Source organism: Kribbella sp. NPDC104218 (assembly GCF_055584105.1).
In genome coordinates, this window is record NZ_JBVJMQ010000001.1 from 2,057,632 (window position 1) to 2,082,150 (window position 24,519).

Genomic DNA, 24,519 nt, shown 5'->3' on the forward strand with positions numbered 1-24,519 from the left:
GCCGTCTCCGGGCCGAGTGCAGGCCCGCAACTCCCCGTCGTAGACAGCTCTTCGACGCGGAGTGCTGTGTTGCACGAGCCGCTTCCCGGAGGCGGGCGCAGGCCGCGAGTCCCCTTCGCAGACACCTCGGTCGAGACGGAGAAGCGGGAGCCTGGGGCGCCCCGAGCCGTTCGGGGCCGGGTGCAGGCCGCAACTCTTCGTCGTAGACAGCTCTCCCGAGGCGGAGGGCGTGCATCGCCAGGCCGTTTCCGGGGGTCGGCTGCAGGCCGCAACTCGCCGTCGCAACCAACTCTCCCGAGGTGGGTGGTGTGTCGCCCGAGCCGTTCGGGGCCGAGCGCAGGCCGCAACTCTTCGTCGTCGACAGCTCTTCGACGCGGAGAGGTGTTGGGGCCGTTCCGTTGTGCCAGTTCCGTGGGGTTGGGGCGTGGCAGGCGAATCGGGCGGGGACGCGCGGGGCGGGCGGCGAGCTGGGGGCGCGGCGGGCACGCGGGTAGGCGGAGTCGCGGGGTGGCGGGCTGGGGCGCGGCAAGTGAGCCGAGGAAGTCGAGCGGGACGGGGCGCAAACGGGTGGCGCGCAGGCGCTCGTGGTGCGGAGCCGCGGGGCTGGAGCTGCAACCGGGCGCGCGGCGGACACTCGGGGAAGCGGAGTCGCGTGGGACGGCGAGCTGGCGGCACGGTGGGTACTGGGGTGTGCGGAAGTGGTGCTGCGAGCTGGGGACGCGGAGGACACGCGGGTAGGTGGAGTCGCGTGGGACGGCGAACCGGGGGCGCGGCAGGTAGCCGGGGATGCCGGGGTCGCGGGCGGGGGTCCGGGGGCGGAGCCCGCCGGGCGGGGTCTGGGGGTTGCACCCCCAGAGGGAATGAACGAAGCGCCCCGGTCCACGCTTTTTGTGGACAGGGGCGCTCAGCGCTGCGGAGGCGGCGAGATTTGAACTCGCGAGAGGGGTTTACCCTCAACCCGCTTAGCAGGCGGGCGCCATCGACCGGACTAGGCGACGCCTCCTCCGACGGTCCTGTTAAGGACGCGACGAGGACTTAGGGTATCTGGTGAGGTGGGTCGGCGGCAAAGTGGGTTGTGGGTGGGGTTTGGGTGTGTCGGGTGTGCGGTGTGTAACCTGGCGGGCACGACGGGGGTCGCCAGCACATGTCAACCGGAAGGTGGGCGTGGGCGTCAGTTGTACCGTGGGCTGTCGGTGACGGTCCGCGGTAGGGCCGCCACGTCGTCGATCAGGGAACGGAGCCATGTCGCGGAGTACTCGCGCAGCCGGACGGAGGTCCGCGCCTCGTGCCAGCCGGTCGAAGCCCCGCTCGCACCGCACCCGGACGACGTCCAAGGCGATCGGTCTGACCCTGCTCAGCGCGCTGCTCCCGGGTTCGGGCCTGATCATGGGCGGCCGGAAGAAGCTCGGCTGGTTCGTGCTGACGATCAGTGTCGGCCTGCTGCTGATCGCGGGGTTCGTCGGTCTGACGCAGCGTGACTCGGTCCTCGAGCTCGCCGTCTCGCCGCGCCAGCTGCTGATCGCGACCGCGGCCGTCGTCCTGCTCGGCGTCGGCTGGATCTGGGTCGTCGTCGCCTCGCACAAACTGCTCCGCCCGGTCACCATGACGTACACCGGCCGCCTGGCCGGCTCGCTGTTCGTCGGACTGCTCTGCTTCGCGATCGCCGTCCCGACGACCGTCGCCGCGCAGACCGTGATGGCGCAGCGCGACCTGGTCGGCAGCGTCTTCCAGTCCGAGAAGGACTCCAAGAGCGCGACCCGCCCGAAGGTCGACAAGAAGGACCCGTGGGCCAAGACCCCCCGGCTGAACCTGCTCCTGCTCGGCGCGGACGACGGCGCCGGCCGCAAGGGCATCCGGACCGACACCGTGATCGTGGCCAGTATCGACACCAAGACCGGTAACACGGCCCTGATCTCGCTCAGCCGGAACTGGATGCGGATGCCGTTCCCCGAGGGCTCCCCGCTGGCCAAGGAGTACCCGGACGGCTACTGGAACCCGGATCTCGGCAACGTCGAGCAGCCCGAGTTCTACCTGGACTCGATGTACGAGAACGTCCCGCGCGACCACCCCGGCATCCTCGGCGCGACCGACAACGAGGGCGCGGACGTCGTGAAGCTGGCCGCGGGCGCCGCGCTCGGTCTCGACATCGACTACTACATGCAGGTCAACCTGGCCGGCTTCCGCAAGATCATCGACGCGCTCGGCGGGATCACCGTCAACGTCAGCTACAAGGTGCCGATCGGCGGCGACTACGGCCAGGGCCCGGGGACGCGCGGCTCGAAGAAGCCGTCCGGCTACATCCAGCCCGGCCCGAACCAGAAGCTCGACGGTTACCACGCGCTCTGGTTCGCCCGCGGCCGCTACGGCCTCAGCGACCCGTCGCGCCAGGAGCGCCAGCGCTGCACGATCCACGCCCTGGTGAACTCCGTGAACCCGGCGACCCTGGTCACGAAGTACCAGCAGATCGCCGCCGCCGGTAAGGAGCTGCTCCGGACGGACATCCCGCAGGAGATCCTGCCCGCGTTCATCGAGCTCGGCCTGAAGGTCAAGGGCGCCAGCGTCACGAACGTCGACCTGGACAAGAAGAAGAACTTCCCGAGCGGCAAGAACCCGGACTACGCGGCCATGCAGGAGCTCGTCGAGAAGGCGATCACCCCGAAGTCGAAGTCCGTTGCCTCGACGCCGTCGACGACCACCACCAAGCCGACCACCGGCACGACCACCCGCAAGCCGGTCAAGCCGAAGGCCACCCCGGGTGAGGCCCAGAACCTGAACGACGCCTGCGCCTACGACCCGACCCAGACCGGTACGAACTGACCGGCACGAACTGACAAGTTCCGGCCAGTAACGACTATCCCCACTCCGGTGGGGAACAATTGGCCCCGAAAACACACTTGGGGGGTCAACTGTGCGGCGAGTGATCGCGGTTTCGGTCGGTACGGCGTTGCTGGTGGTCGGGTGCGGCGGTGAGCCGGAGGCGAACGACCCGGCTCCGCAGCCGACGCCCAGCGCCACCTCGTCGACCCCACCGCCGAGCGTGCCCCCGGCGTCCGCGCCGACGCCGTCCACAGCGCCGGAGCTGAGCCCGGTCGCCTACCGGAACGCGCTCGGCCATGTCGACGCGAACCTGGCCCGCGGCGTCGCCCGGGTGATGAACGCGCCGACCATGGCGGCGTTCGACAGCGCTCGCGCCCAGCTGGCCGGCGCGGTCGCGCAGCAGCGCGGTGAGCTGGCCAAGGTCAACGGGCCGAAGAGTATGGGCAGCGGGCACACGCGCGTCCTGGCCGCGTTCGAGGCCTTCCCGACCAGCGTGACGACCAACCTGGCCGAGTCCGGTGAGACGAAGACGGGTTGCGGCCTGCCGAAGGCTGCGATCGTCCGGCTGTACCAGGCCAAGACCGGCATCCGGACGTCGGTCGTCCAGCTGGTCCAGGCCGTCAACAAGTCCGTCGGCAAGGGCTCGAACTTCGGCACCCGGATGACGCCGCCCGAGCTCAAGCCGCCCGCGGTGCTGACCGGCCGCGGTCAGAACGGCCAGATCATCCAGCGGGCCGGCGCGCGTGGCTCGGGCAGCCTGCAGATCAACAACAACGGCTCGGTGGACGTCGTGGTCGTGGTCGCGCCGAGCGTGCCGCGCAATCCGCAGGCGTCGATCTACGTCCGCCGCAACTCCAACACCACCCTGCGCGGGATCCGCGGCAGCTACTGGGTCTACTTCAAGTCCGGCGAGTCCTGGGACAGCGCGAGCCGCCAGTTCACCGAGGGTTGCTCGTTCTCCAAGTACGACGCCCGCTTCGACGGCAAGTTCGACTGGAAGATCACGCTCTCCCCGGTGATCGGCGGCAACGCGTCCACCTCGAACGTCGACCCGTTCTGAGTCGGTGAGACCATGTTCCGGTGCGAACGACGTACCGGATGCGGGCAGGGCGCTTCCTCGGGGTCCTGGCCGCAGGGCTGATTCTTCTCGGGGTGGCTGCGATCACGTGGGCGGTCGGGCTGCCGGGCGTTGTCGTCACGGTGTTCCTCGGCCTGGGCGGGCTCGTCGTCCTGGCCGGTGCGTGGGTGCTCGCGCGACCGCCGGTCGTCCTGCGGATCCGGGACGCCGAGGTCGAGGTCCGCGGGGTGAAGACGGTGTGGACCGATATCACCGAGGCCGGCCGGGTCGAGACGACGCACGGCGAGGCGCTCGCGCTGCGGACGAAGCGGGCCGATGACACGATCCTGCTCCCGCTGTCCTGGCTGGCGCCCGGGCAGGCCGCGGAGCTGGAGACCGCACTGCGCGACAAGCTGAACGCCGCGCACGGTTACACGATCTGGGACGGCACTGCCCCGGACGCCGACGATCACGCAGAATGAGTCAGCCGATCCGAGCCTGAGGAGTCGTTCCGTGCTGTCCTTCGATCTGTCGTACGACGAACTGCTCGCCTACCCGGGGACGAACCCGCGGCCGGCCGATTTCGACCAGTTCTGGGAGAAGGCGCTGCTCGAGCTGGACGGCACGGAGCCGGAGGTCGAATTCGCCGATGCGACCGACTTCCCGCTGACCACGGCGACCGCGCAGCACCTCTACTTCAACGGCACCGGCGGCTACCGCGTGCACGCCAAGGTCGTCCGGCCGAACGAGCCGACCGGCCCCGCCGTCCTGCTCTTCCATGGCTATGGCGGCGAGCAGCCCAAGTGGGTCGACCTGCTCGGGTACGCCGCGCGCGGCTTCACCGTCGCCGCCTTGGACGTGCGCGAACAGGTCGGCTACCGGACGCCGTCCCAGGCGCCGAACAACTTCTCCCTGCACAACCATCTCGTGCACGGCCTGGACGACGGCCCGGACGGCCTGCTCTACAAGCACGTCTTCCTCGACACCCGCCGGCTCGCCGACATCATCGGCGGTCTGCCCGAGGTCGACGAGACCCGGATCGCGACCACCGGCTGGAGCCAAGGCGGCGGTCTCAGCCTGGTCGCGGCCGCGCTGACGCCGTCCATCAAGTACGTCGCGAGCGTCTTCCCGTTCCTCTGCGACTACCGGCGGACGTGGGATCTCAACCTCGACACCGGGCCGTACGACGAGATCGTCACCTGGTTCAAGAAGCGCGACCCGCGGCACCTGCGTCAGGACGAGGTCTTCAACACGCTCGGCTACATCGACGTCCAGCACCTCGCGCCGCGGATCCGCGCCGAGGTCACCCTGTTCGTCGGTCTCGAGGACCAGGTCTGCCCGCCGTCCACCCAGTTCGCGGCGTACAACAAGCTGACGTCGGTCAAGGAAGCCCGGACCTATCCCGACTTCGGCCACGAGGACCTGCCGTTCGCGCACGACGAGATCTACCAGTTGATCGGCGCCAAGCTCTGAGCACGCTCACGGTCCTCGGCACGGCGGCCCCCTACCCGCTGCCGGACCGCCCGTGCTCGGGCTACCTGCTGCGCGGGGGCGGCGCCGAGGTCTGGGTCGACGCCGGGCCCGGCTCGCTCGCCGAGCTCCTTCGGCACACCACGCTCGACAGGCTCGACGCGGTTTGGCTGTCGCACCTGCACCTCGATCACATCGGTGACCTGCTGAACGCGTACTACGCGCTCGCGTACGGCGAGCTGCCCGTCCGGTCGGCGCCGCTACCGGTCTATGGACCGGCCGAGTTGGGGGCGCGGTTGGCCGGGTTCTTCGGGCTGCCGGACGCCGGGCCGCTCAGCGACGTCCTCGATCTTCGGCCGCTGTCGGATGGGCATCGGGTGCGTGTGCACAACCTCGAGCTGATTAGCCGGGCTGTGGAGCACGGGTGTGATGCTTATGCACTGCGGGCTGAGGCTGATGGGGAGTCGCTCGTGTACTCCGGGGACTGCGCACCCTGCCCGTCACTCGACGAGCTCGCCTCGGGGGCGGACCTGCTGTTGTGTGAGGCCAACGACCCGGAGCCGACGCCGGTTCACCACACCCCGGAGCAGGCCGGGGCGCTAGCCCGGCGTACGGGCGTGCGGCAGCTCGTCGTCACACACGTCGGGCCGCTCCTCGATCGCTTCGAGGCGACTACAGCGGCGGAGACCGCCTTCGGCGGGCCGACGAGCTGCGCCGAGGTCGGGACGACGATTCAGGTGGGGATCCACTCCGGCCACCAGGGTGGGACGTTGCCGGGGCAGATCCCGGGGGACGCGGCCGGGGTGCCCTGCCACGAGTAGAGGGCGAGGTCGGCGATCGCGATCGCGATGGCGGCGGCGATCAGGCCCATGAAGAGGGTCTTGCCGGCGTAGCGGTAGGCGATCGTGAACAGGACCAAGTTGACGATCAGCGCCAGCGGCAGCCCCAGGAACAACAACGTCAATCCGTTCGGCACCGACCCGGCGACGTCGACCTTGCACTCCTTCCACGAGCGGGACGTGATCACAACCAGCCCGAACGCCGCCCCGCCCCCGACCACGATCGCCAGGAACGACTCGGTCCGCCCACCTTTGGAAAACAGCGCCATGCTCCAACCGTAGGTGATGCGGACCGCCACCACTGCACAATCGCCGCACCCCCGCCGAGCCCACGCTCGGCGCGGCACCGCCGGCCCAATTGTGTAGCGCTGGCGATTCAGATCGGCGCGGGCTCGAGGAGGCCGAGCAGAGCCTCGGCGACGCCGGCGTCGCCGATCGAGGTGTTGTAGGCGCCGGGAAACAGCCGGGCCCAGGAGGCGGCGCGGCCGAGGGGGCTCAGCCGCCAGGCGAGGTGTGCGGCGCGGCGGAGTTCGGGGAGGGTGTGGCCGTCGGCAGTCCACGGTTCGAGGTAGGCGTCGCGGAGGCGGGCGTGGTCCGCGGCGGCGCGTTCGAGGGGGACGAGCAGGCTGCAGAAGGGGTGCGAGACGCTCGCGTCCCCCCAGTCGAAGAAGGTGAAGCGGCTGCCCGCGAAGACCTGGTTCTCATGCAGATCCGCATGGTCGAGCGTGTCCGGGACGCCGTACATCGCCAGCTCCGCACACCAGTTCACCAGCTGTGGACGAAGCTTGTGGAGAACCTCGCGCTGCTCAAAGGTCAGCGTCTGATTGGCCGCGACCATCCGGTCGAAGATCTGCGGGAGCAGCGCGAGCCGCGCATCCGGGACGCCGAGCGCGGCGAGCTCGTCGACGTGGTCGCGGAGCTTGCGCTGGAGTTCGGCGTACTGGCTGAGCAGCGCCTCCCAGTCGCGCTCGACGTCGCGGAGGAGCGTGCCGCCGTCCGGGCTGAGCGACCACGCGCGCTCGACGTCCACGGCGTACGGTCGGAGAACGTGCTCGGGCGCCAGCTCGGCAAGCCGCGCCATCAGCGCCGGCTCGAACGCGCTGCCGGGCGGATTCGCCTTGAACCACACAGGTTCCGCAGCCTCGACCCGCACAATCACCGACCAAGGCCGCAACCGCACCCGTCGCGGCCCGCTCTCGACAACCCCGAACTCGGCCAGCCGCGCGTCCAACCACGCCAGCGCCCCGGCCCGCCACCCGGCGTCCTCCCAGGGCGTGCGAGCCTCGTCGTAACTCCCGCGGTCGATGTGCATCCGGCGTACGATAGTCAGTCTCGTGGCTTATCGGGTGGGTATTTCTGGTTGGCGGTATGCGCCTTGGCGCTCCGTCTACTACCCCGAGGGTTTGCCGCAACGGGCTGAGCTCGAGTACGTGTCTCGGCGGTTGAACTCGGTTGAGCTGAACGGCTCGTTCTACTCGCTGCAGCGACCGACGTCCTACCAGCGTTGGTACGCCGAGACGCCCGACGACTTCGTCTTCGCCGTCAAGGGGCCGCGCTTCATCACCCATATGAAACGGCTCGCGGACGTCGATGCCCCGCTCGCCAACTTCTGCGCCTCCGGTTTGCTTGCGTTGGGCAACAAGCTTGGGCCGATTCTGTGGCAATTGCCGGGGAACTTCCGGTATGACGAGCGGCGGCTGGCGGAATTCTTCGAGTCGTTGCCGCGGACAACGGGTGCGGCGCTGGAGGTCGCGAACCGGCATGAGGATCGGATGCGGGACAAGGTGTTTCTCGAGGTGCTGTCGGAGCAGCCGCTGCGTTACGCGATCGAGGTGCGGCATGACAGCTTCGAGACGGCCGGCTTTGTCGAGTTGCTGCGTGAGCACGAGATCGCCTTGGTCTGCGCGGATACCGCCGGTAAGTGGCCGATGCTCGACGATGTGACCGCCGACTTCGTCTACGTCCGTCTGCACGGTGCGGACGAGCTTTACGTCAGTGGGTACGACGCTCCCGCGATCGAGCACTGGGCGGCCAAGGTCCGCACCTGGCATCAAGGGCGGACGCCGACGAACGGGAAGACCGTGTCGAAGGACCGGCCTTCGCGGCGGCGTCGTGACGTGTACGTCTACTTCGACAACGACGCGAAGGTTCGGTCCCCGTTCGATGCTGAGGCGCTGGCTCAGCGGCTTGGGATCAGCTGATTCGGTCTCGGGTGCGTTGGCGGAACTCGCGGCCGATCTGTGTGACGTCTTCGTGGTGGAGGTCAGTGTTGACGACTGCGGGTGAGCCGTCTGTGGGGGCTTGGATCGCCCAGGCGCCGCGGGGGTCGATGACGCCTGATTGGAGGCCGCCGTCCGGGTTGGCCGGTACGGCGAGGCTGATCCAGCAGGTGTTGTTGACCGCGGTTCCCCGGGCTTGGACGGCGATGTGCTCGTGGTGCGTTACGCCGGCGGTCGAGTAGGAGACCAGGACGCCGTCCGCGCCGAGTCGGTCGTATTCGGTGAACAGCTCGGGGAAGAGGACGTCGAGGCCGAGGGCGAGGCCGAATCGGAAGCCGTCGACCTCGAAGGTGACCGGATTCTTGCCTGGGGTGTACATCCAGGTGAGCTTCGTCGTCGAGAGTGTGCGCTCGTCGTACCGGGCGACCACCTTGCCCTGGTCGGAGACGACGTACATGCTGTTGTGCGGTCGCGCGTCGGGGAGTTGGTGGATGCTCGGGAGGACCGTCCAGACGCCCAGCTCGCCGGACAGTTCGACGATGCTGTCGAACTCCTGCTGCAGGACGTTCCAGTCGGCCTTGGTCCAGTCGGACGGGCCGATCTCGTCCGGGCCGAGCTCGGACATGATCTCCTTGCTCGGGAAGCAGAGCGCGCCTTCGGTGAAGTGGACGAGGCGGGCGCCTGCCGACGCGGCCTGCCGTAGCAGGGAGCGGACTTCGGTGCCGCTGGCGCGCAGCAACTGAGGGTTGGCGGGGTCTCGGTGGACCGTCGACTGGGCGACGGCGATGCGTAGGGAATCCGGCATTTCTGCTCCTGGAGGAGTCGGGCGGAAGTGCCGGAGGGCAGCCGTGTAGGACTCGCCGGTCTTGGCGGCGCGGGCACGGACCCGTCGTTTGAGATTCCGGTGCGCTGTCATCTGGCCTTCCGCGCGCGCGACGAGGATCCTCCGGCGATCTCGCCCGCGGTGGTTGACCAGGACGAGCGGCCCGAGACCAGATGTCCCTTTGCCTCCTGCGACGAGACCGGGCCGGAGCCGATCAACGGAGGTGCGGCGCGGGCCGCGCCGGGAACGACTATAGCGAAGCTCGGCATAAAGTCGGAGGGGGAAATGGTTGATCGAGGTACAACGAAATCGACGATTGGGAGCGCAGGGTGAGCATTCGCGTCGGGTACAAGGCTTCGGCGGAGCAGTTCGGGCCGCGGGACCTGGTGGAGTACGCCGTCCGGGCCGAGGAGCTGGGGCTGGACAGCGTCACGGTGTCGGACCACTTCCTGCCCTGGCGACACGAGGGCGGTCACGCGCCGTTCGCGCTGGCCTGGCTCGCGGCCGTCGGTGAGCGGACCAACCGGGTCCTGCTCGGGACGTCGGTGCTGACGCCGACCTTCCGCTACAACCCGGCCGTGATCGCGCAGGCGTTCGCGACCCTCGGCGAGCTGTACCCGGGCCGGGTGATGCTCGGCGTCGGCACCGGCGAGGCGCTGAACGAGATCGCCGTCTCCGGGCGGGAGTGGCCCGAGTTCAAGGAGCGGTACGCGCGGCTGCGCGAGGCCGTCAAGCTGATCCGCGACCTGTGGACGAAGGACGGCGTGACGTCGGAGGGGCCGTACTACCCGACCGTCGACGCGTTCATCTACGACCGGCCCGACGTCCCGCTGAAGGTGTACGTCGCGGCCGGCGGGCCGTTGGTCGCGAAGTACGCCGGGCGCGTGGGCGACGGGTTCATCGCGACGTCCGGCAAGGGGATGGAGCTCTACACCGAGAAGCTGATCCCGGCGGTTCGCGAGGGCGCGGAGGCGGCCGGGAAGAAGTTCGAGGACGTCGACCGGATGCTCGAGGTCAAGGTGTCCTACGACCGGGACCCGAAGCTCGCGCTGGAGAACACCCGGTTCTGGGCGCCGCTGTCGCTGACGCCGGAGCAGAAGCACAGCGTGACGAGCGCGACCGAGATGGAGCGGCTGGCCGACGAGCTGCCGATCGAGCAGGTCGCGAAGCGGTGGATCGTGGCGTCCGATCCGGAGGAGGTCGTGAAGCAGTTCCGGCCGTATCTGGAGGCGGGTTTCAACCACTTCGTCGTCCACGGGCCGGGGCAGGATCAGGAGCGGTTCCTGACCCAGTTCACCGAGGACGTCCTGCCGCTGCTGCGCAAGCTCGAGGGCTGAGCCGCGCCCAACGGGGTTGAGCTGATTGGTCGGGCATTCGACACTGGGTGAGTGCCCGACCTACAGATCGTCCAGGACACCGACCCGCGGTGCGCCGAGCTCGAAGCCGCCGGCTACCGCGTGGTGGGTGAGTCCTGGGCGGCCCGGCTCTTCGACCCGGACCGGGCGCTGCTCGAGTCCGCGGTCACGCGGGCGACGGCGTCCGGGCTGACCGTGCGCGAGGTCGGCGCCGAGTCGGCCGCGGCGCTGCACGGTCTGGAGAAGATCAACCAGCCCGACTATCCGTACACCCCGGCTACCTCGCATGTGGTCGGCGAGGTGAGCGACGTCCGGGCGCTGTGGGGCGAGAACCGCGTGTTCGGGGCCTTCGACGGGTCACGTTTGGTCGCCGCGACCGTGATCGGTCATCGGGACGGGTTCGGCGACACCAGGTTCACGTCGGTGCTCGCGGCGTACCGGCGGCGGGGCGTCGGGCAGGCAGTGAAGGCGGCCTCGATCCTCGCCTTTCTCGACCTCGGCGTCACCCGGTTCAGCACGGGCGGGGCCGCCGTGAACGACGGGAGTATCGGCGCCAACCAGGCGCTCGGCTACGAGCTGACCGAGCGCTGGCGCTCGTATCAGCTGTAGCCCGGACCTCCGCCACTCAGCAACTCCCGAGTAGCCGCGCGACACGCCGTCGCACACGGCGTGTCGGGGCGTGGCTGATGAGTTGGTGGGTGTTGGCGGTCCGCGTCAAACGGTCACGGTCACCGGGCGGCCCGGCGGCTCCAGGGGGTCGGGGGTCAGGCGGGCGTGGCGTTCTACGTCGTGGCGGGTGCCGTCGTAGGCGAGTTTGTGGCGTTCGATGCCTTCGGGGAGGAAGCCGGCCGCGGCGGCGACGGTGCAGGAGGCCGGGTTGTTGAGGCGGTGGGCCAGCTCAAGGCGGTAGAGGCCGGCTTCGTTGTGGGCCCAGGTGGCCAGGGCGCGGAGGGCGTCCCGGGCGACGCCTTGGCCGCGGACTTCGGCGAGCGTCCAGTACCAGGTCCAGCCGACTTGGTGGCGGTTGATGTTGGTGACGCCGACGCAGCCGATCGGGTGGTCGTCGGCGTCCGCGACGGCGTACACGTGGCCGTTGTCGAGGTCGGCGACGCGGCCGATCCAGTCCAGCGCGGTGGCGCGGTCGACGATGCCGCCCTGATAGACCATGTCCGGGTCGGAGTGCGCTTGTGCCAGGCGGAGCGCGTCCGCCGTCCGCCACCGCCGAAGATCGAGCCGCGCCAGCGCGTATCCCATCCATCGAATCTACCTCCGGGAACGGGCCCGAAACCGGCTCGCCCGGCGCGCCTTGGGGCAGGATGGCGGCATGGCTTATCTGGATTTCAGTGACCAGGTGGTGCTCGTGACCGGCGCGAGCAGCGGGATCGGCGCGGCGGCCGCGGTCGGGTTCGCCGAGACCGGAGCCACGGTCGCGGTGCACTACCACCGCAATGCCGACGGCGCGGCGCACACGGTGGCCGCCGTCCAGACCGCGGGCGGTACGGCGTCCCGGCACCAGGCCGACCTGGCCGACCCGGCGGCCGCGAGTGCCCTGGTCGACGAGGTGCTCGCGAAGCACGGGCGGATCGACGTCCTGGTGAACAACGCCGGTGATCTGGTCAGGCGGTCGCCGATCGTCGACGTCCCGGACGACGACTTCCAGCACATCCTCGACGTCAACGTGACCTCGGTGTTCGCGCTCAGCCGGCGGTTGATCCCGGTCTTCCGCGCCCAGGGCGGCGGCTCGATCGTCAACGTCACCTCGATCGCCGCGCGCACCGGCGGCGCCGGCGGCTCGGTCGTCTACGCGACCAGCAAGGGCGCGGTCAGCACTTTCACCCGCGGCCTCGCCAAGGAGCTCGCCCCCGACAACATCCGCGTCAACGCGATCTCCCCCGGCGTCATCAGCACCCCCTTCCACGACCGCCACACCAACCCCGACCAACTCGCCGCCATGGTCAACACCATCCCCATGGCCCGCACCGGCACCCCGCACGAATGCGTCGGCACGATCCTCTACCTCGCCTCCGACCGGATGGCGTCGTACGTCACCGGCCAAATCATCGAAGTCAACGGCGGCCAGCTGACGCCGTAGGGGCCCCGGCCGACGCCGGAGCCCCTGTCAGGTCAGCGGGAGAGGTTGCGGTAGCGGTAGGCGGAGAGGGGCAGGAAGATGGCGGTCAGCAGGAGTGGGCTGATGAGTGCCATCAGGATGGAGTGGCTGCCGACCCAGGTGGTGGTGATCGAGGCGTCGGGGTTGCCGAAGAGGGTGCGGGCCGCGGTGGCGGCGGCGGACAGTGGGTTCCACTGGGAGATGGTGCCGAGCCAGGCGGGCATGGTCGAGGTCGCGACGAAGGCGCTGGAGAGGAAGCCGATCGGCCAGACCAGGACCTGGACGACGGTGAGGCTCTGCGCGTTCCGGACGGACAGACCGATGTAGATGCCGATCCAGAGCAGCGCGAATCGCAGCAGGAGCAGCAATCCGAAGGCGGCCAGGGCTTTCGGTAGGCCTTCGTGCCAGCGCCAGCCGAGCGCGAGCCCGGTGCCGACCAGGACGGCGAGCGCGATCAGCGTGTCGAGCATGTCGGCGATGGCCCGGCCCATCACCACCGCGGCCGAGCTCATCGGGAGCGAGCGGAACCGGTCCGTGACGCCCTTCTCCTTGTCCTGGGTGACCGCGGTCATCGTGCCTTCCAGGCCGAAGAGCATGGTCAGCGCGAAGATGCCCGGGACCAGGAGTTCGTAGTACGACTGGCCTTCGGGGAGGTCCATCGCGCCGCCGAGCAGGCTGCCGAAGACGAGCAGCATCAGCACCGGGAAGAACCAGGAGAAGATGATCAGGCCGGGCTGGTTGCGCCAGTGGGTGAGCGTCCGCCGGGTGATCGTCCAGCTGTCGGCCAAGGTCCAGCCGAGGGTCGTCATACTGTCACCTTCGATCCGGTCAGGTGCAGGAAGACCTCGTCGAGAGTGGGTCTGCGCAACGTGATGTCCTCCGGTTCGATATTTGCCTCATGCAACGAGTTGGCCAGGACGACGAGGGCGCGGGTGCGGTCCTTGACCGGAACGCTGATCCGCGGTCCCTCGATTTTGATCTCGCCGTCCGCGAGCGGCTCGACCAGCCGCCGGACCAGCTGGAGCTCGGCCGGGTCGGTGAGGACCAGGTCGAGCCAGTCCGATCCGAGCTGGGTCTTCAGTTGGTCCGGCGTCCCCTCCGCGACCACTTTGCCGTCCTTGAGCATCGAGATCCGGTCGGCCAGCTGATCGGCTTCTTCCAGGTACTGCGTGGTCAGCAGCACGGTCGCGCCGTTGCTGACCAACTGCCGGACGGCGGCCCACACCTCGAGCCGCGCTGCCGGGTCGAGGCCGGTGGTCGGTTCGTCCACGAACAGCACGTCCGGCGCGACGATCAGGCTGGCCGCCAGGTCGAGTCGCCGGCGCATGCCGCCGGAGTACTTGCCGACCGCCTGCCCGGCCGCCGCGACCAGGTCGAACTGCTCCAGCAGCTCGTCGGCTCGCTTGACCGCTTTCGCGTGCGCGAGGTGGTTGAGCCGGCCGAACATGGTCAGGTTCTGCCGGCCGGTGAGTACTTCGTCGATCGCGGCGTACTGGCCGACCAGGCCGATCCGCCGCCGGACTTCGGCTCCTTGCCGGCGGACGTCGTACCCCGCGACGCTCGCCTGCCCGGAGTCCATCTCCAGCAGTGTGGACAGGATCCGCACCGCCGTGGTCTTGCCGGCGCCGTTCGGGCCGAGCAGGCCCGTCACGGTACCGGCGGTGACTGTGAGGTCGAAGCCGTTCAGGCCTGCCCCCGCCGTGCCGCCGCGGTAGTTCTTCCGGACGTCGGCCGCCTCGATCACCTTTTGGGTCGTCACTTCCCACCTCTCGCTCGGGTTGAGTCGTAGACTGTACCGTACACTGTACGACTCGGGTACCATTCGAGACAACGACGAGCGCTGGGAGTTTGTTCCGTTGGCTGGAAAAAAGGTGGCGGCGGCCGATCCGGGGCGCAGTCTGGCGCTGTTGTGGGGGAGTCACGCCAAACCCGGCCGCTCCGGGCTGACCGTGCGCGCGATCGTCGACGCGGCCATCGAGCTGGCCGACGCGAACGGCCTGGAGGCCGTCTCGATGCGGATGGTCGCCGAGCGCCTCAAGGTCGGCACGATGTCGCTCTACACGCACGTCCCCGGTAAGGCCGAGCTGACCGACCTGATGTTCGACCACCTGCACAGCGACCTGTACGCCGACGTCGACGAGCCGTCCCGGCAGCCGGGCTGGCGGGCGGCGCTCGAGTTCATCGCGCACCGCAACTTCGAGGTCGCCGTCCGGCACCCGTGGATCCATGAGATCCCGACCATGCGGACGGCGCTCGGCCCGCACATCACGCTCAAGTACGAAGCCGAGCTACGCCCCCTCGACGGCCTCGGCCTCACCGACGTCGAGATGGACTCCGTCCTGTCGCTCGTCCTCACCCACGTCCTGGGCACCGCCCGCGCCGGCGCCGAGCAACTCCGCACCCAACGCGACTCCGGCCTCACCGACGAAGAGTGGTGGCGTCAGATCGCCCCCGTCCTCACCACCGTCATGACCGGCACCAGCTTCCCCGTAGCCGGCCGCGTCGGCTCCTCCGTAGGCGAACACTTCCAAGCCGCCATCTCCCCCACCCACGCCCTCACCTTCGGCCTGACCCGAATCCTCGACGGCATCGGCCTCCTCATCGCGGACCGCCACCACCCACCAACCACCGACCAATCACCCGACACGCCGTAATCCACGGCGTGTCGACCCTCATCCCACAAGTTGCCGGGTGCCAGCGGTCCACACCTCACGAACCACCAGGGTCGCCGAGGTTGTCGGCGCGTTCTCGAGTAGCTGGTTCTCGGCGAAACGGTCAGCTGTTGAGGAGGGTTTCGAAGGGGGTGGGGTTGGCGTAGGGGTTGGGTTTGGTGGGGGTGTCTTGGTGGAGGGTGGCTACTAGTTCGGCGGCGGCGCGGGTGATGCGGGGGCGGAGGGTGGCGGCGTTGGGGCCCCAGTCGGTGGAGGCGGCGTAGACGGCGGTGGGGACGGGGACTGCTTTCAGGTAGGCGAAGAGGGGGCGGAGGGCGTAGTCGAGGACGAGTGAGTGCCGCTCGGTGCCGCCGGTGGCGCCGAGGAGGACGGGCTTGCCGGCGAGGGCCTGGTCGTCGAGGACGTCGAAGAACATCTTGAAGAGCCCCGAGTAGGACGCCGAGAAGGTGGGGGAGACCACGATCAGGGCGTCGGCGGTGGTGACGGTGTCGAGGACCTTCTGCAGTGCCGCGGACGGGAATCCGGTCAGCAGGTTGTTGGTCAGGTCGTGCGCGTGGTCGCGGACCTCGACCACCTCGGTCCGCGACATGACGCCGCGGGTCGAGAGCTCGTCGTGGACGGCGGCGGCCAGCTGATCCGCGAGCAGGCGGGACGACGACGGGGTCGTCAGCCCCGCCGTCACGACGGCGATCACCCGCTCGGACGGCGTACTCATCGGGCCGGCTCCTCGATCGTCTCCAGCGCCTGGGCGCGCTCGGCCGCCGTCTTCAAAGACTCGTGCGTCGGCGCGTCCGGCACGTGCGCGGGCTTGAGGGCCGCAAACTCCTTACGCAGCACGGGAACGACCTCCTCGCCGAGGATGTCGAGCTGCTCCAGCACCGTCTTCAACGGCAGACCGGCGTGGTCGATCAGGAACAGCTGCCGCTGGTAGTCGCCGAACTGCTCGCGGAAGGTCAGCGTCCGCTCGATGACCTCCTGCGGGCTGCCGACCGTCAGCGGCGTCTCGCGGGTGAAGTCCTCCAGCGAGGGCCCGTGGCCGTACACCGGCGCGTTGTCGAAGTACGGCCGGAACTCGCGGACGGCGTCCTGGGAGTTCTTCCGCATGAAGACCTGGCCGCCGAGCCCGACGATCGCCTGGTCGGCGGCGCCGTGACCGTAGTGCTCGAAGCGACGGCGGTACAGGTCGATCATCTGCTTGGTGTGCGAGGCGGGCCAGAAGATGTTGTTGTGGAAGAACCCGTCCCCGTAGTACGCCGCCTGCTCGGCGATCTCCGGTGAGCGGATCGAGCCGTGCCAGACGAACGGCGGGACGCCGTCCAGCGGTCGCGGCGTCGAGGTGAACCCCTGGAGCGGCGTCCGGAACTTGCCCTCCCAGTCGACGACGTCCTCGCGCCACAGGCGGCGCAGGAGTGCGTAGTTCTCGACGGCGAGCGCGATGCCGTTGCGGATGTCCTGACCGAACCACGGGTAGACCGGGCCGGTGTTACCGCGGCCCATCATCAGGTCGACGCGACCGCCGGCGAGGTGCTGCAGCATTGCGTAGTCCTCGGCGATCTTGACCGGGTCGTTGGTCGTGATCAGCGTCGTGGACGTCGACAGGATCAGCTTCTTCGTCTGGGCCGCGATGAAACCGAGCATGGTGGTCGGCGAGGACGCGACGAACGGCGGGTTGTGGTGCTCACCGGTGGCGAACACGTCCAGCCCGACCTCTTCGGCCTTCAGCGCGATGGCCACCATCGCCTTGATCCGCTCGGCCTCGCTCACCGTCGTGCCGGTGGTCGGATCCTCGGTCACGTCGCTGACGCTGAAAACCCCGAACTGCATCGCTCCTCCTCAACCTTGGTAGTTCACGATTAAACTACTTATCGAGGAAGAACGCCAATCATCGCGGTGGCATTCCGCGGTCAGATCCCGGCGTACTCGAGGACCGGGGCCGCGGCCTGGGCCGTCTGCCGCCACGCCTGGCGCCGGAACCCGAGCACGATCCCGGCCAGGACGACACTGCTCAGGACGGCGGCCGCGACGACCAGCGGGATGCTCCGGGTCAGCCCGCCCGTGACAACCACCGCCAACCCGATCCCCGCCGTACATGCGGCCAGCGTCACAGCAATCGGCTTCTGCTGCCAGAGCCAGCGGTCACCGGCTTCGAGCTCGGCGGTCAGCCCGGTCGCGAACGCGCGCAGCTCGCCGTCCCAGGGCGCCAGCTCCATGATCTGGGCCGCCGCCTGCCGACAGAGGTCGCGCTGGCGCTCGTTCGCGATCACCCGCACCTGGTAGACGGTGACGGCCAGCGACGCCTCGGTCATCCGGCGGATCGCCCAGGCGAGCTGAGCCCGCAGGTCGTTGTCCTCGGGCCGCGCGCGGAGCTCGCCGTACAGGCGGTCGACCTCGGCGGCCAGCGCGTCATCGGGGTGCACTACGGGTGTCCTTTCACGGGATGTAGACGACCTTGCCCTGATCGGCGGCGACCCGGCCGTCGACGTCGAACTGCTGGGTATCGGTGTACGGCGTGCCGTTGTAGCCCGGGCCGGTCACCGACACCACGCCGTCGGTCGTCGTCTCGACGAACAGCTCGCCGCCCTCGCCGAGGCGGACCTCGATCACCGGGTACTTGGTGATCTTCCACGTCTTGTCGTTCCCGCCGATCGGGCAACCGTCGCTGGCCGACTTCAGGCAGCCGGCCAGGTAGGTCTTGATCTGCGCGTCGGTCGCCGCGTTCGCGCTCGCCTTCACCCGCGGCTCGATCACGACCTCCTGATCGCCGAAACCGACGTCCGCGGTGACGGGCGGGCTCTCGAGCAGCGGGCTGTCGCCGGACGAGACGACGTACCGGCCGGGGAACACCGCGATCTGCGTGGTCACCTCCGGCGACGGCGCGGGCTTGCCGTTCACGAGTACGCCGGCGAGCGTCGGGCCGGACAGCTGCAGCGTCGGCCGATCGCTGGAGATCGCCCAGCCGCGGAACATCCCCGCGGTCAGCTCCCGCTTGCGGCTCAACCGCAGCTCACCCTCGGCGGTCGTGTCACCGACCTTGAACCGCACCTTCGCGACCCGCTGGTCGTCGTCGCTCCGCATCTCCAGCACCTTCAGACCGGACGGCGGGACGTACGCATCCGAGCTCAGGACGCCGTCGATCGACGTACCGGAGCTGTCGACGTACGACGCCGCGGTGGTCGCGTCGCGATCGGCGAGCGCGGCGAAGTAGTTCTCCACCGCGGCCTGCGGCGTGAACCAGATCCGCTGGACGGCGAAGGTCGCGATACTCACGGTCGCGATCGCCGCGACCACGATCGTCGTCCCGATCACACCGCGCGGTGTCGGCCGCCACGGCTCGACGAACGGGCTGAACTGCCTGTCCGGTCGCACACTCGTCTGCATTCTCAAGCCTCCTCGGCGGCTGTGTTCTGGGCCTGCGCCAGATACTCGTCCCGCTTGGCGTTCCGGTCCGCCATGATCTGCCCGTGGTGTCGCACCGGCGGCTCGTGCCGGCACGTCGCCAGCTCCTTCCAAGCCACCGCCGACCGCCGCAGCTCGTTGTGCCACCGCACCCCGTCGGCCGGATTCACCGCACTCCCCATCACCCAGCGATGCCAGTACCAGAACATCGCCAGCTCCACCCGCAACCCCTCATGCACCGGCCAGCACGGCGGCAACACCACCCACGGCGCGTGCGCCTCCTCCAACCACCCCACCCACTCCGCCAACCCCTGCCACCGAACCGCCCGCTCCTCGGCCCCCAACCCCTCCCAAACCCAAGCCGGCCTACCCGCCATCACTCCCGCTCCCTATCCGCCGAACCCGCAGCCGAGTCATCCCCCTCATAACCCCCACCCTGCTCCGACTCAGCCTCCATAGCCGCCGCCACCTCAGCATCCTCAGCCCCCATCCCCCCACCCGAACCCCCACCCTCATTCCCGGCCTCAGCCTGGTTCCCGGGTTCGTCGGTTTCGGTTCCGGCCCCGGCTCCGGCCTGGTTCCCGGGTTCGTCGGTTTCGGTTCCAGCGTCGGCTCCGGCCTGGTTCCCGGGTTCGTTGGTTTCGGTTCCGGTGTCGGCTCCGGCCTGGTTCCCGGGTTCGTTGGTTTCGGTTCCGGTGTCGGCTCCGGGCTGGTTCCCGGGTTCGTCGGTTTCGGTTCCGGCGTCGGCTCCGGCCTGGTTCCCGGGTTCATCGACCTCAGCCCCAGCGTCGGCCCCAGCCCCAGCCCCAGCCTCGGGCTCGCTCCCAGCACCGGCATCCGCTTCGCCTTCGACCCCGGCGTTCGACTCACTCTCGACCCCAGCCTCAGCCTCGCTCTCGGCACCCGGCGCCGGTTGACCCTCACCCCCCGCGTCAGCGGCACCCGCGTTCTCCGCCTCAGCCCCCGGCTCATTCCCGCCGTCCGCCTCAGCCTCGGACTCAACCCCCGGCTCAGCCGCCCCGTCGACCTCGTCAGCCTGAGCCTCGGTCTTGGCCTGCTCCTCGGCCTGAGTCTCGGATTCGACCTGGTCGGCCTGCGCCTGTTGTGCAGTCTCGGTTTCGATCTGTTCTTCGGTTTCGGTCTTGAGTTGTTCGTCGGTCTCCGACTGGGTTTGTTCCTCAGCGTCGGATTGGGCCTGCTGTTCGGCGTGGGTCTCGGTCTCGGACTCGAGTTGCTCGTTTGCCTCCGACTTGGCCTGCTCTTCAGCTTCTGCATCAGCCTGCTGCTGAGCCACATCGTCAGCATCCGCCTGCGCATCCTCCTCTGCCTCGGTCTCGGCCTGTTCCTGGACGTCGACGTCGGACTCGGCGTCCTCCTGCTTCCGCTTCTGCTCGTCGGCAGCAAGTACGTCGTCCGATTCGGCGAGGTCGACCTCCGCCTGCCCAGCGGCGTCCTGGGCTTCCCGCTCGGCTTTCTCGCGAGCGTCCTGCTCCTTCTGCAGCCGCAACGCCTCCTCTTCCGCGAGGATCGCGTCCTTGAACTCCTCGTCGACCGGACGCAGTGGTGCGGCCTTCAGGGGCGTTCCGATGTCCTGGTACCCCGGCGGCGTCGGCAGGTCGCCGTAACGCTCGGCCTGCAGATGCCGGATGGCCTCGCTCCGCTCGAGGTAGTACGGCCCGCTGGGATCCTCCACGCGACCCAGCTCGTAGAGCAGGTGGTTCTGGTGGTCCTTGACCTCGAAGCCCTCCGGGGTGTGGAACTGCACCTCGAACTTGTGTGACGCCTTCCCGTCCTCCCCGACCATTGCCCACGTCGTGTTGACGCCGCGGTAGTCGGGGTTCTCCCAGAGGTTCTTCTCACTGGTCCGGCGGTACCCCTGCAGCGTGAGGTAGTCGTAGCTCGCCAGCACACCGGCCGTGTACTTCGCGGTCGGGAACGTCACCGTGTACCGATTCAGGTCGTTGGTCGAGTACGCCTCGTCCTCCGCCGTGATGTCGCTGTCCCGGCGGGCGACCTTGCTCCGAAACGACTCCAGACTCTTGAGTGAGTACTCCAGCCCGACCAGGTTGCTCTGGTGCTCGGCCGTCGCCTCCCGAAGATCTTCCAGCTCGGCGTCGAGCAGACGGCGGCGTCTGGCCGCGCGTTTGTGCGCCAGCTCGACAGCATCGTTCTGCTCTTCGTCGAGCCGCAGTTCGCGTTCGTGGCCCTTGCCGCGCCACGGTCCGGGAGGGGGACTCACAACGCGGTGCCTCCGGTGATCCCGCGGGTCTCCTGGATCAGCCGCTCAGCGGTGGCCGCGTCGATCCGTTCGAGGTCGGGCATCTCGTGTGGTCCGGGGTTCTGGAAGTCCCGGATGGCGTACGTCGAGATCCACTCGTTGTCGCGCCCGAAGACCTCCTCGACCGCCTGCCCCGGGCTGCGGCGCTGCCGGTAGACCCGAACCTCGGTGACACCGGACTCGGCGGCTCTGCGCAGGACCCAGTACTTCGCGAACCGCTGCCGATCCGCCAGCAGCGTCTCGACCTGCTCGGGCGAGACCGGCACCCGAAGGTCCGGATGCGGGAGCCGGCGCTCGCCGGCCGCCTGCCAGCTCCACTCGATCAACGACAGGAACTCGCGCTCGTCGCCCCGCTGACGCCACAGGCTCGCCGGATGGTCGACCGATTCGCCGGCGCCCTCGAAGACCTCGGCGATGTACTCCCAGTCGTCGGTGCTCATGTCGTCAAACCCTTCGGGTCGCTGGGTGGGGTCATGGGGTGAAGCCTCGGAGGGCAGCGAATTCGGGGATGGCGCCGGCCGGGCGGGCCTCGGTTTGGAAGGGCGCTTCGGAGCGCCAGAAGAGCCAGGCGTGGAAGGGCGGCAGCATCTGGATCGAGCTGATCGGGAGCGCGGGCCGAAAGATGCTGGAGACGGTGTGGTTGGCGGCGCCGGTCGCGCCGCCGACGCCGACCGTGCCGGTGGACGACGCCACGACGCTGGGGTTGAGGCTGGTACTCGTCATGGACTGGCGTTCTTCGCCGGCCCAGGAGGAGATGTTGTGCAGGTCGTCGCCGTTGGAGAGGCCGCCGAAGATCAGTTTGGCGGTGGTGGCGGCCAGGATCGCGGCCTGTTGTTCGACGCCGTACCGGTTGCGCAGCTGGGCGAGGCTCTGCGTGGCCCACATCGTGACGATCCCGCGGCCGCCGCCCTCGCTGACCAGAGAGGGCAGGCTCTGCAGGGGCGCGATGTTGGCGATCTCGTCGAGGGCCAGCAGCAGCGGCGGGTCGAGGCGGCCACCGCGTGCGGCGGCGAGCTCGGACGCGCGTTGGGCGATGCTGTCGACCAGGCCGGCCATCAGCGGCGCGATCGCCTGCTGCTGGTGCGACGGGCCGATGATGAACAGCGAGGACCGTGTGTTCAGGAACTCGTCGATGTCCAGGTCGTTCGCCGAGCAGGACGCCAGGACGGTCGGTTCGGACGTCGCTTCGAGCGTGTTCCGAGCCACCGAGTAGAAGCTCCCGCGCTCCCGATCGCCGAGCAGCTTCACGGCGTCCAGATCGTCGGCCCACATCGCGCCCGGGCTCGACGACAACCGCAGGATCGCCGTGGGGTCACGTGTCTCCTGCGCGGTCAGCCAACGCCGGACGACGGACACCGGCAGCCCCTCGAGCGCCGCCGCGTGGAAGTAGGCCCGCAGGATCGCCGCCGCGCCGCCGCGCCAGTGGTCCCCGTCGGAGACGCCCTGTCCGGCGACCGCCGTCATCGCGGCCACCCGGCGATAGCAGACCGACGGATTCTCGCAGTCGGCCAACGGCGACCACCGCATCGACAGCTCGGGATACTCACTGCCGAACGGGTCGTAGACCAGCACCTTGCCCCCGTACGGCGCGGCCAGCGCACGCCGCCGATCGCCGGTGAACTGCAGGATGTCGCCACGCGTCGACGTACAGACCAGCGGACCCTCCCACCAGAGCACCGACGGGATGATCAGCCCGGACGTCTTGCCGTACCGCGGCGGCCCGATGATGCCGACCGAGTCCTCGGGGGCGCTCCAGCAGCGCTTGTACCCGCCGCGCGCGTCCCACCCGAGGAACACCTGGCGGCGTGGATCGGTCGTGAACGGCGGGATCGCGGGCCACTGGCTGCTCATCAGTCCCTCGCCAGGCCGCTCGTCACGATCACCGGAGTCGGCGCCGCCGGGGCGTCGGCGTCCGGTAGCGGGTACTCGACGCCGGGCTCCTCGATCGCCTCGAGGCGCAACTCGTTCGGCGGGTGGCTCGCCTGCATCGACAGCTCCCAGCTGTTGCGCGCGCCGTCGAAGTTGGTCCGGAACCGGGCGAGCGCCGTCCGTAGGCCGCCCCGCTCACCGGCGAACACCGCGCCCTGGTCGGCCTGGTACTCCATCGCCCGGCCACCGGCCGCCTGCATCGGGACGACGAAGTACTTGATCGTCACGACGATCGGCCACGTCATGATGACGATCGCGAACTGGACCACACCGCGGGTGGTCGCGAGCAGCCATGCGCAGACCCGGTACGAGATGTAGAGCGGCAGCGCGACGCCCTGGATGAAGGCGCCCGCCAGGGCGTCCGCGTTCCGCCAGTGGGTGAGCTCGTGACTCAGGACGCCGGCCAGCGGCTCGGGCGCATGGTCGAACTCGTCCAGGAAACCCTTGGTGACCATGATGTGCCGGGCGGAGGCGTAGGCGTTCGGGTCGCGGTCGTCCAGCATCAGCAGCGGCGGTACGAAGGCCAGGCCCATCTTGCGGGCGCACTCCTGCAGGATCGGCTCGATCAGCGCCTTCTCGCGCCGGCTCGGACGCCGGGCGCCCAGCAACTTCAGCTGCCAGCCGTCGGATGCGATCTGGTAAATCGTGTAGAGGAAACCGCACAGCGCCGCGGAGAGCAGCTGGGCGAGCAGTCGCCCGGCGGCCTCGAGTGGGCTGTCCGCAGTCAGCGCGAGCCACGGCAGCACCAAGCCGCCGAGGAAGCCGCCGACGGCTCCGGCCGCGGCGCCGACCAGCAGGCCGAGGATGCCGCCGCCCTGCAGCAGTGTGCCGCTCAGCAGACTGTCCAGCACCGGGATGTCGCCGAGCCACGAGTCGGCCGAACTGAACCCGCCGTACAGACCGCCGGCGAACCCGCCGATACCGCCGATGACCATGCCGAGACCGCCGAGCAGCACGGCGACCGGGAGGTTGAGCCAGGCGGCGAGCAGCGCGCCGACGAGACCGCGTTTGTTGCGCAGCATCCCGGTCATCAACCAGGAGAGCACGCCCGGGTAGCCCGGCGGCGGCGTGAAGGCGAACCGCCACCACGCAACGATCCGCGCGCGCTTGGAGCCCTTCGCGGGCTGCCGACTTGGAGCCGACGTCGGCGCCGGCTGCGGCCGCGGCGGACCGGTCGGGGGACCGGCGGTCTCCAGGAAGGACGCCGGCAGCGGGCTGCTCGGCACACCGATCGGGCCCGCGGGCGCATGCGTCGGGCCGGCGGGCGGGGCGCCGCCGGCACCACAGTGCGGGCAGGTCTGGCTGGCCGGATCTCGCTGGTTTCCACAGCGGACGCAGATCCCCACGCGGTCCTCCCGGTTCGGGCGCTCGAGGCCACTTGATCGTCACGGAGCGGAATCGACCCTAACGGCGGGCAGGCGCCGCTCGGAGCGGAAAGACCAGAAAAACCGTTGCAACAAGTGGCAAGTTCCGGAACCACAGGGCCTTGTCAGGGCGGGTCCGTGTGGTGAAACTGAGTGCCGTCACATGAAACCTCCCGCCCGCCTCGTGGAG

25 protein-coding genes and 1 tRNA gene are annotated in these 24,519 nt (G+C 69.3%); 10 read left to right on the forward strand and 16 right to left on the reverse strand.

Annotated elements, in window-relative coordinates:
• Positions 1–913: 913 nt before the first annotated feature.
• Positions 914–1,003: transfer RNA gene (locus tag ACZ6ZD_RS09870), tRNA-Ser, on the reverse strand.
• Positions 1,004–1,242: 239 nt separating this feature from the next.
• Between ACZ6ZD_RS09870 and ACZ6ZD_RS09875 the strand changes: the two genes are divergently transcribed.
• From ACZ6ZD_RS09875 to ACZ6ZD_RS09895, 5 genes are all read left to right on the forward strand, one after another.
• Positions 1,243–2,817 carry an LCP family protein gene (locus ACZ6ZD_RS09875; RefSeq protein WP_465670248.1) on the forward strand — a complete coding sequence of 525 codons (1,575 nt, stop codon included), beginning with the start codon at positions 1,243–1,245 and terminating at the stop codon, positions 2,815–2,817.
• A gap of 100 nt (positions 2,818–2,917) precedes the next feature.
• Entirely contained in the window at positions 2,918–3,877 is a 960-nt protein-coding gene (locus tag ACZ6ZD_RS09880; protein WP_465670250.1) for a hypothetical protein, read from the forward strand.
• Between the two features lie 20 nt (positions 3,878–3,897).
• Positions 3,898–4,356 (forward strand): hypothetical protein, encoded by a 459-nt coding sequence (locus ACZ6ZD_RS09885; protein WP_465670252.1) that lies wholly within the window; start codon positions 3,898–3,900, stop codon positions 4,354–4,356.
• Between the two features lie 31 nt (positions 4,357–4,387).
• Complete coding sequence (locus tag ACZ6ZD_RS09890) at positions 4,388–5,347, forward strand: acetylxylan esterase (RefSeq protein WP_465670254.1); 960 nt, start codon at positions 4,388–4,390, stop codon at positions 5,345–5,347.
• Between the two features lie 38 nt (positions 5,348–5,385).
• Entirely contained in the window at positions 5,386–6,165 is a 780-nt protein-coding gene (locus ACZ6ZD_RS09895; RefSeq protein WP_465672654.1) for an MBL fold metallo-hydrolase, read from the forward strand.
• Here ACZ6ZD_RS09895 and ACZ6ZD_RS09900 read toward each other — a convergent pair.
• Complete coding sequence (locus tag ACZ6ZD_RS09900) at positions 6,078–6,452, reverse strand: hypothetical protein (protein WP_465670256.1); 375 nt, start codon at positions 6,450–6,452, stop codon at positions 6,078–6,080. The genes ACZ6ZD_RS09895 and ACZ6ZD_RS09900 overlap by 88 nt on opposite strands.
• A gap of 107 nt (positions 6,453–6,559) precedes the next feature.
• On the reverse strand, positions 6,560–7,495 hold the full coding sequence (locus ACZ6ZD_RS09905; protein WP_465670258.1) for an aminoglycoside phosphotransferase family protein: 936 nt from the start codon (positions 7,493–7,495) through the stop codon (positions 6,560–6,562).
• Between the two features lie 22 nt (positions 7,496–7,517).
• Here ACZ6ZD_RS09905 and ACZ6ZD_RS09910 point away from each other — a divergent pair, with 22 nt between their 5' ends.
• Positions 7,518–8,384 carry a DUF72 domain-containing protein gene (locus ACZ6ZD_RS09910; protein ID WP_465670260.1) on the forward strand — a complete coding sequence of 289 codons (867 nt, stop codon included), beginning with the start codon at positions 7,518–7,520 and terminating at the stop codon, positions 8,382–8,384.
• On the opposite strand, the gene ACZ6ZD_RS09915 is transcribed toward ACZ6ZD_RS09910, so the two are convergent.
• On the reverse strand, positions 8,377–9,207 hold the full coding sequence (locus tag ACZ6ZD_RS09915; protein WP_465670261.1) for a carbon-nitrogen hydrolase family protein: 831 nt from the start codon (positions 9,205–9,207) through the stop codon (positions 8,377–8,379). The genes ACZ6ZD_RS09910 and ACZ6ZD_RS09915 overlap by 8 nt on opposite strands.
• 347 nt (positions 9,208–9,554) lie before the next feature.
• On the opposite strand from ACZ6ZD_RS09915, the gene fgd reads away from it, so the two are divergent.
• Together fgd and ACZ6ZD_RS09925 are read left to right on the forward strand one after the other, a co-directional pair.
• Positions 9,555–10,562, forward strand: coding sequence for a glucose-6-phosphate dehydrogenase (coenzyme-F420) (fgd, locus tag ACZ6ZD_RS09920; RefSeq protein WP_465670263.1), 1,008 nt, complete (start codon positions 9,555–9,557; stop codon positions 10,560–10,562).
• A 51-nt stretch (positions 10,563–10,613) separates the two neighbouring features.
• Positions 10,614–11,189 carry a hypothetical protein gene (locus ACZ6ZD_RS09925; protein ID WP_465670265.1) on the forward strand — a complete coding sequence of 192 codons (576 nt, stop codon included), beginning with the start codon at positions 10,614–10,616 and terminating at the stop codon, positions 11,187–11,189.
• A 105-nt stretch (positions 11,190–11,294) separates the two neighbouring features.
• On the opposite strand, the gene ACZ6ZD_RS09930 is transcribed toward ACZ6ZD_RS09925, so the two are convergent.
• Entirely contained in the window at positions 11,295–11,834 is a 540-nt protein-coding gene (locus tag ACZ6ZD_RS09930) for a GNAT family N-acetyltransferase (protein WP_465670267.1), read from the reverse strand.
• Between the two features lie 70 nt (positions 11,835–11,904).
• On the opposite strand from ACZ6ZD_RS09930, the gene ACZ6ZD_RS09935 reads away from it, so the two are divergent.
• The gene (locus ACZ6ZD_RS09935; protein ID WP_465670269.1) at positions 11,905–12,672 is read left to right on the forward strand and encodes an SDR family NAD(P)-dependent oxidoreductase; all 768 of its coding nucleotides are present in this window, start codon (positions 11,905–11,907) and stop codon (positions 12,670–12,672) included.
• Positions 12,673–12,704: 32 nt separating this feature from the next.
• Here ACZ6ZD_RS09935 and ACZ6ZD_RS09940 read toward each other — a convergent pair whose 3' ends face one another.
• Positions 12,705–13,499: an ABC transporter permease gene (locus ACZ6ZD_RS09940; protein WP_465670271.1), complete on the reverse strand. Its 795-nt coding sequence runs from the start codon at positions 13,497–13,499 to the stop codon at positions 12,705–12,707.
• Positions 13,496–14,449, reverse strand: a complete 954-nt coding sequence (locus ACZ6ZD_RS09945) for an ATP-binding cassette domain-containing protein (RefSeq protein WP_465670273.1) — start codon at positions 14,447–14,449, stop codon at positions 13,496–13,498. The genes ACZ6ZD_RS09940 and ACZ6ZD_RS09945 overlap by 4 nt, the downstream gene beginning before the upstream one ends.
• Positions 14,450–14,546: 97 nt before the next feature.
• On the opposite strand from ACZ6ZD_RS09945, the gene ACZ6ZD_RS09950 reads away from it, so the two are divergent.
• Positions 14,547–15,344, forward strand: coding sequence for a TetR/AcrR family transcriptional regulator (locus ACZ6ZD_RS09950; RefSeq protein ID WP_465670275.1), 798 nt, complete (start codon positions 14,547–14,549; stop codon positions 15,342–15,344).
• Between the two features lie 121 nt (positions 15,345–15,465).
• On the opposite strand, the gene ACZ6ZD_RS09955 is transcribed toward ACZ6ZD_RS09950, so the two are convergent.
• The 9 genes from ACZ6ZD_RS09955 to ACZ6ZD_RS09995 all read right to left on the reverse strand — a co-directional run bounded on the left by ACZ6ZD_RS09955 (position 15,466) and on the right by ACZ6ZD_RS09995 (position 24,311).
• Positions 15,466–16,077, reverse strand: a complete 612-nt coding sequence (locus tag ACZ6ZD_RS09955; protein WP_465670277.1) for an FMN reductase — start codon at positions 16,075–16,077, stop codon at positions 15,466–15,468.
• Positions 16,074–17,186, reverse strand: a complete 1,113-nt coding sequence (locus ACZ6ZD_RS09960; protein WP_465670279.1) for an LLM class flavin-dependent oxidoreductase — start codon at positions 17,184–17,186, stop codon at positions 16,074–16,076. The genes ACZ6ZD_RS09955 and ACZ6ZD_RS09960 overlap by 4 nt, the downstream gene beginning before the upstream one ends.
• A gap of 80 nt (positions 17,187–17,266) precedes the next feature.
• The gene (locus tag ACZ6ZD_RS09965; protein WP_465670281.1) at positions 17,267–17,779 is read right to left on the reverse strand and encodes a hypothetical protein; all 513 of its coding nucleotides are present in this window, start codon (positions 17,777–17,779) and stop codon (positions 17,267–17,269) included.
• 13 nt (positions 17,780–17,792) lie between these two features.
• A complete protein-coding gene (locus ACZ6ZD_RS09970) occupies positions 17,793–18,740 on the reverse strand; it encodes a hypothetical protein (protein ID WP_465670283.1) in 948 nt (315 codons plus the stop codon).
• 2 nt (positions 18,741–18,742) lie between these two features.
• A complete protein-coding gene (locus ACZ6ZD_RS09975; RefSeq protein ID WP_465670285.1) occupies positions 18,743–19,135 on the reverse strand; it encodes a hypothetical protein in 393 nt (130 codons plus the stop codon).
• Entirely contained in the window at positions 19,135–20,700 is a 1,566-nt protein-coding gene (locus ACZ6ZD_RS09980; protein ID WP_465670287.1) for a hypothetical protein, read from the reverse strand. Before ACZ6ZD_RS09980 ends, ACZ6ZD_RS09975 begins: the two co-directional genes overlap by 1 nt.
• 293 nt (positions 20,701–20,993) lie before the next feature.
• On the reverse strand, positions 20,994–21,476 hold the full coding sequence (locus ACZ6ZD_RS09985; protein WP_465670289.1) for a hypothetical protein: 483 nt from the start codon (positions 21,474–21,476) through the stop codon (positions 20,994–20,996).
• 31 nt (positions 21,477–21,507) lie between these two features.
• Positions 21,508–22,887 (reverse strand): type IV secretory system conjugative DNA transfer family protein, encoded by a 1,380-nt coding sequence (locus tag ACZ6ZD_RS09990; RefSeq protein WP_465670291.1) that lies wholly within the window; start codon positions 22,885–22,887, stop codon positions 21,508–21,510.
• The gene (locus ACZ6ZD_RS09995) at positions 22,887–24,311 is read right to left on the reverse strand and encodes a M48 family metalloprotease (protein ID WP_465670293.1); all 1,425 of its coding nucleotides are present in this window, start codon (positions 24,309–24,311) and stop codon (positions 22,887–22,889) included. The genes ACZ6ZD_RS09990 and ACZ6ZD_RS09995 overlap by 1 nt, the downstream gene beginning before the upstream one ends.
• Between the last annotated feature and the right edge of the window lie 208 nt (positions 24,312–24,519).

Coding starts and splice junctions, on each gene's coding strand:
- ACZ6ZD_RS09875 (WP_465670248.1), top strand. CDS start 1,243: ATGTCGCGGAGTACTCGCGCAGCCGGACGGAGGTCCGCGCCTCGTGCC.
- ACZ6ZD_RS09900 (WP_465670256.1), bottom strand. CDS start 6,452: ATGGCGCTGTTTTCCAAAGGTGGGCGGACCGAGTCGTTCCTGGCGATC.
- ACZ6ZD_RS09905 (WP_465670258.1), bottom strand. CDS start 7,495: ATGCACATCGACCGCGGGAGTTACGACGAGGCTCGCACGCCCTGGGAG.
- ACZ6ZD_RS09915 (WP_465670261.1), bottom strand. CDS start 9,207: ATGCCGGATTCCCTACGCATCGCCGTCGCCCAGTCGACGGTCCACCGA.
- ACZ6ZD_RS09930 (WP_465670267.1), bottom strand. CDS start 11,834: ATGGGATACGCGCTGGCGCGGCTCGATCTTCGGCGGTGGCGGACGGCG.
- ACZ6ZD_RS09935 (WP_465670269.1), top strand. CDS start 11,905: ATGGCTTATCTGGATTTCAGTGACCAGGTGGTGCTCGTGACCGGCGCG.
- ACZ6ZD_RS09940 (WP_465670271.1), bottom strand. CDS start 13,499: ATGACGACCCTCGGCTGGACCTTGGCCGACAGCTGGACGATCACCCGG.
- ACZ6ZD_RS09955 (WP_465670277.1), bottom strand. CDS start 16,077: ATGAGTACGCCGTCCGAGCGGGTGATCGCCGTCGTGACGGCGGGGCTG.
- ACZ6ZD_RS09960 (WP_465670279.1), bottom strand. CDS start 17,186: ATGCAGTTCGGGGTTTTCAGCGTCAGCGACGTGACCGAGGATCCGACC.
- ACZ6ZD_RS09970 (WP_465670283.1), bottom strand. CDS start 18,740: ATGCAGACGAGTGTGCGACCGGACAGGCAGTTCAGCCCGTTCGTCGAG.
- ACZ6ZD_RS09975 (WP_465670285.1), bottom strand. CDS start 19,135: ATGGCGGGTAGGCCGGCTTGGGTTTGGGAGGGGTTGGGGGCCGAGGAG.
- ACZ6ZD_RS09985 (WP_465670289.1), bottom strand. CDS start 21,476: ATGAGCACCGACGACTGGGAGTACATCGCCGAGGTCTTCGAGGGCGCC.
- ACZ6ZD_RS09990 (WP_465670291.1), bottom strand. CDS start 22,887: ATGAGCAGCCAGTGGCCCGCGATCCCGCCGTTCACGACCGATCCACGC.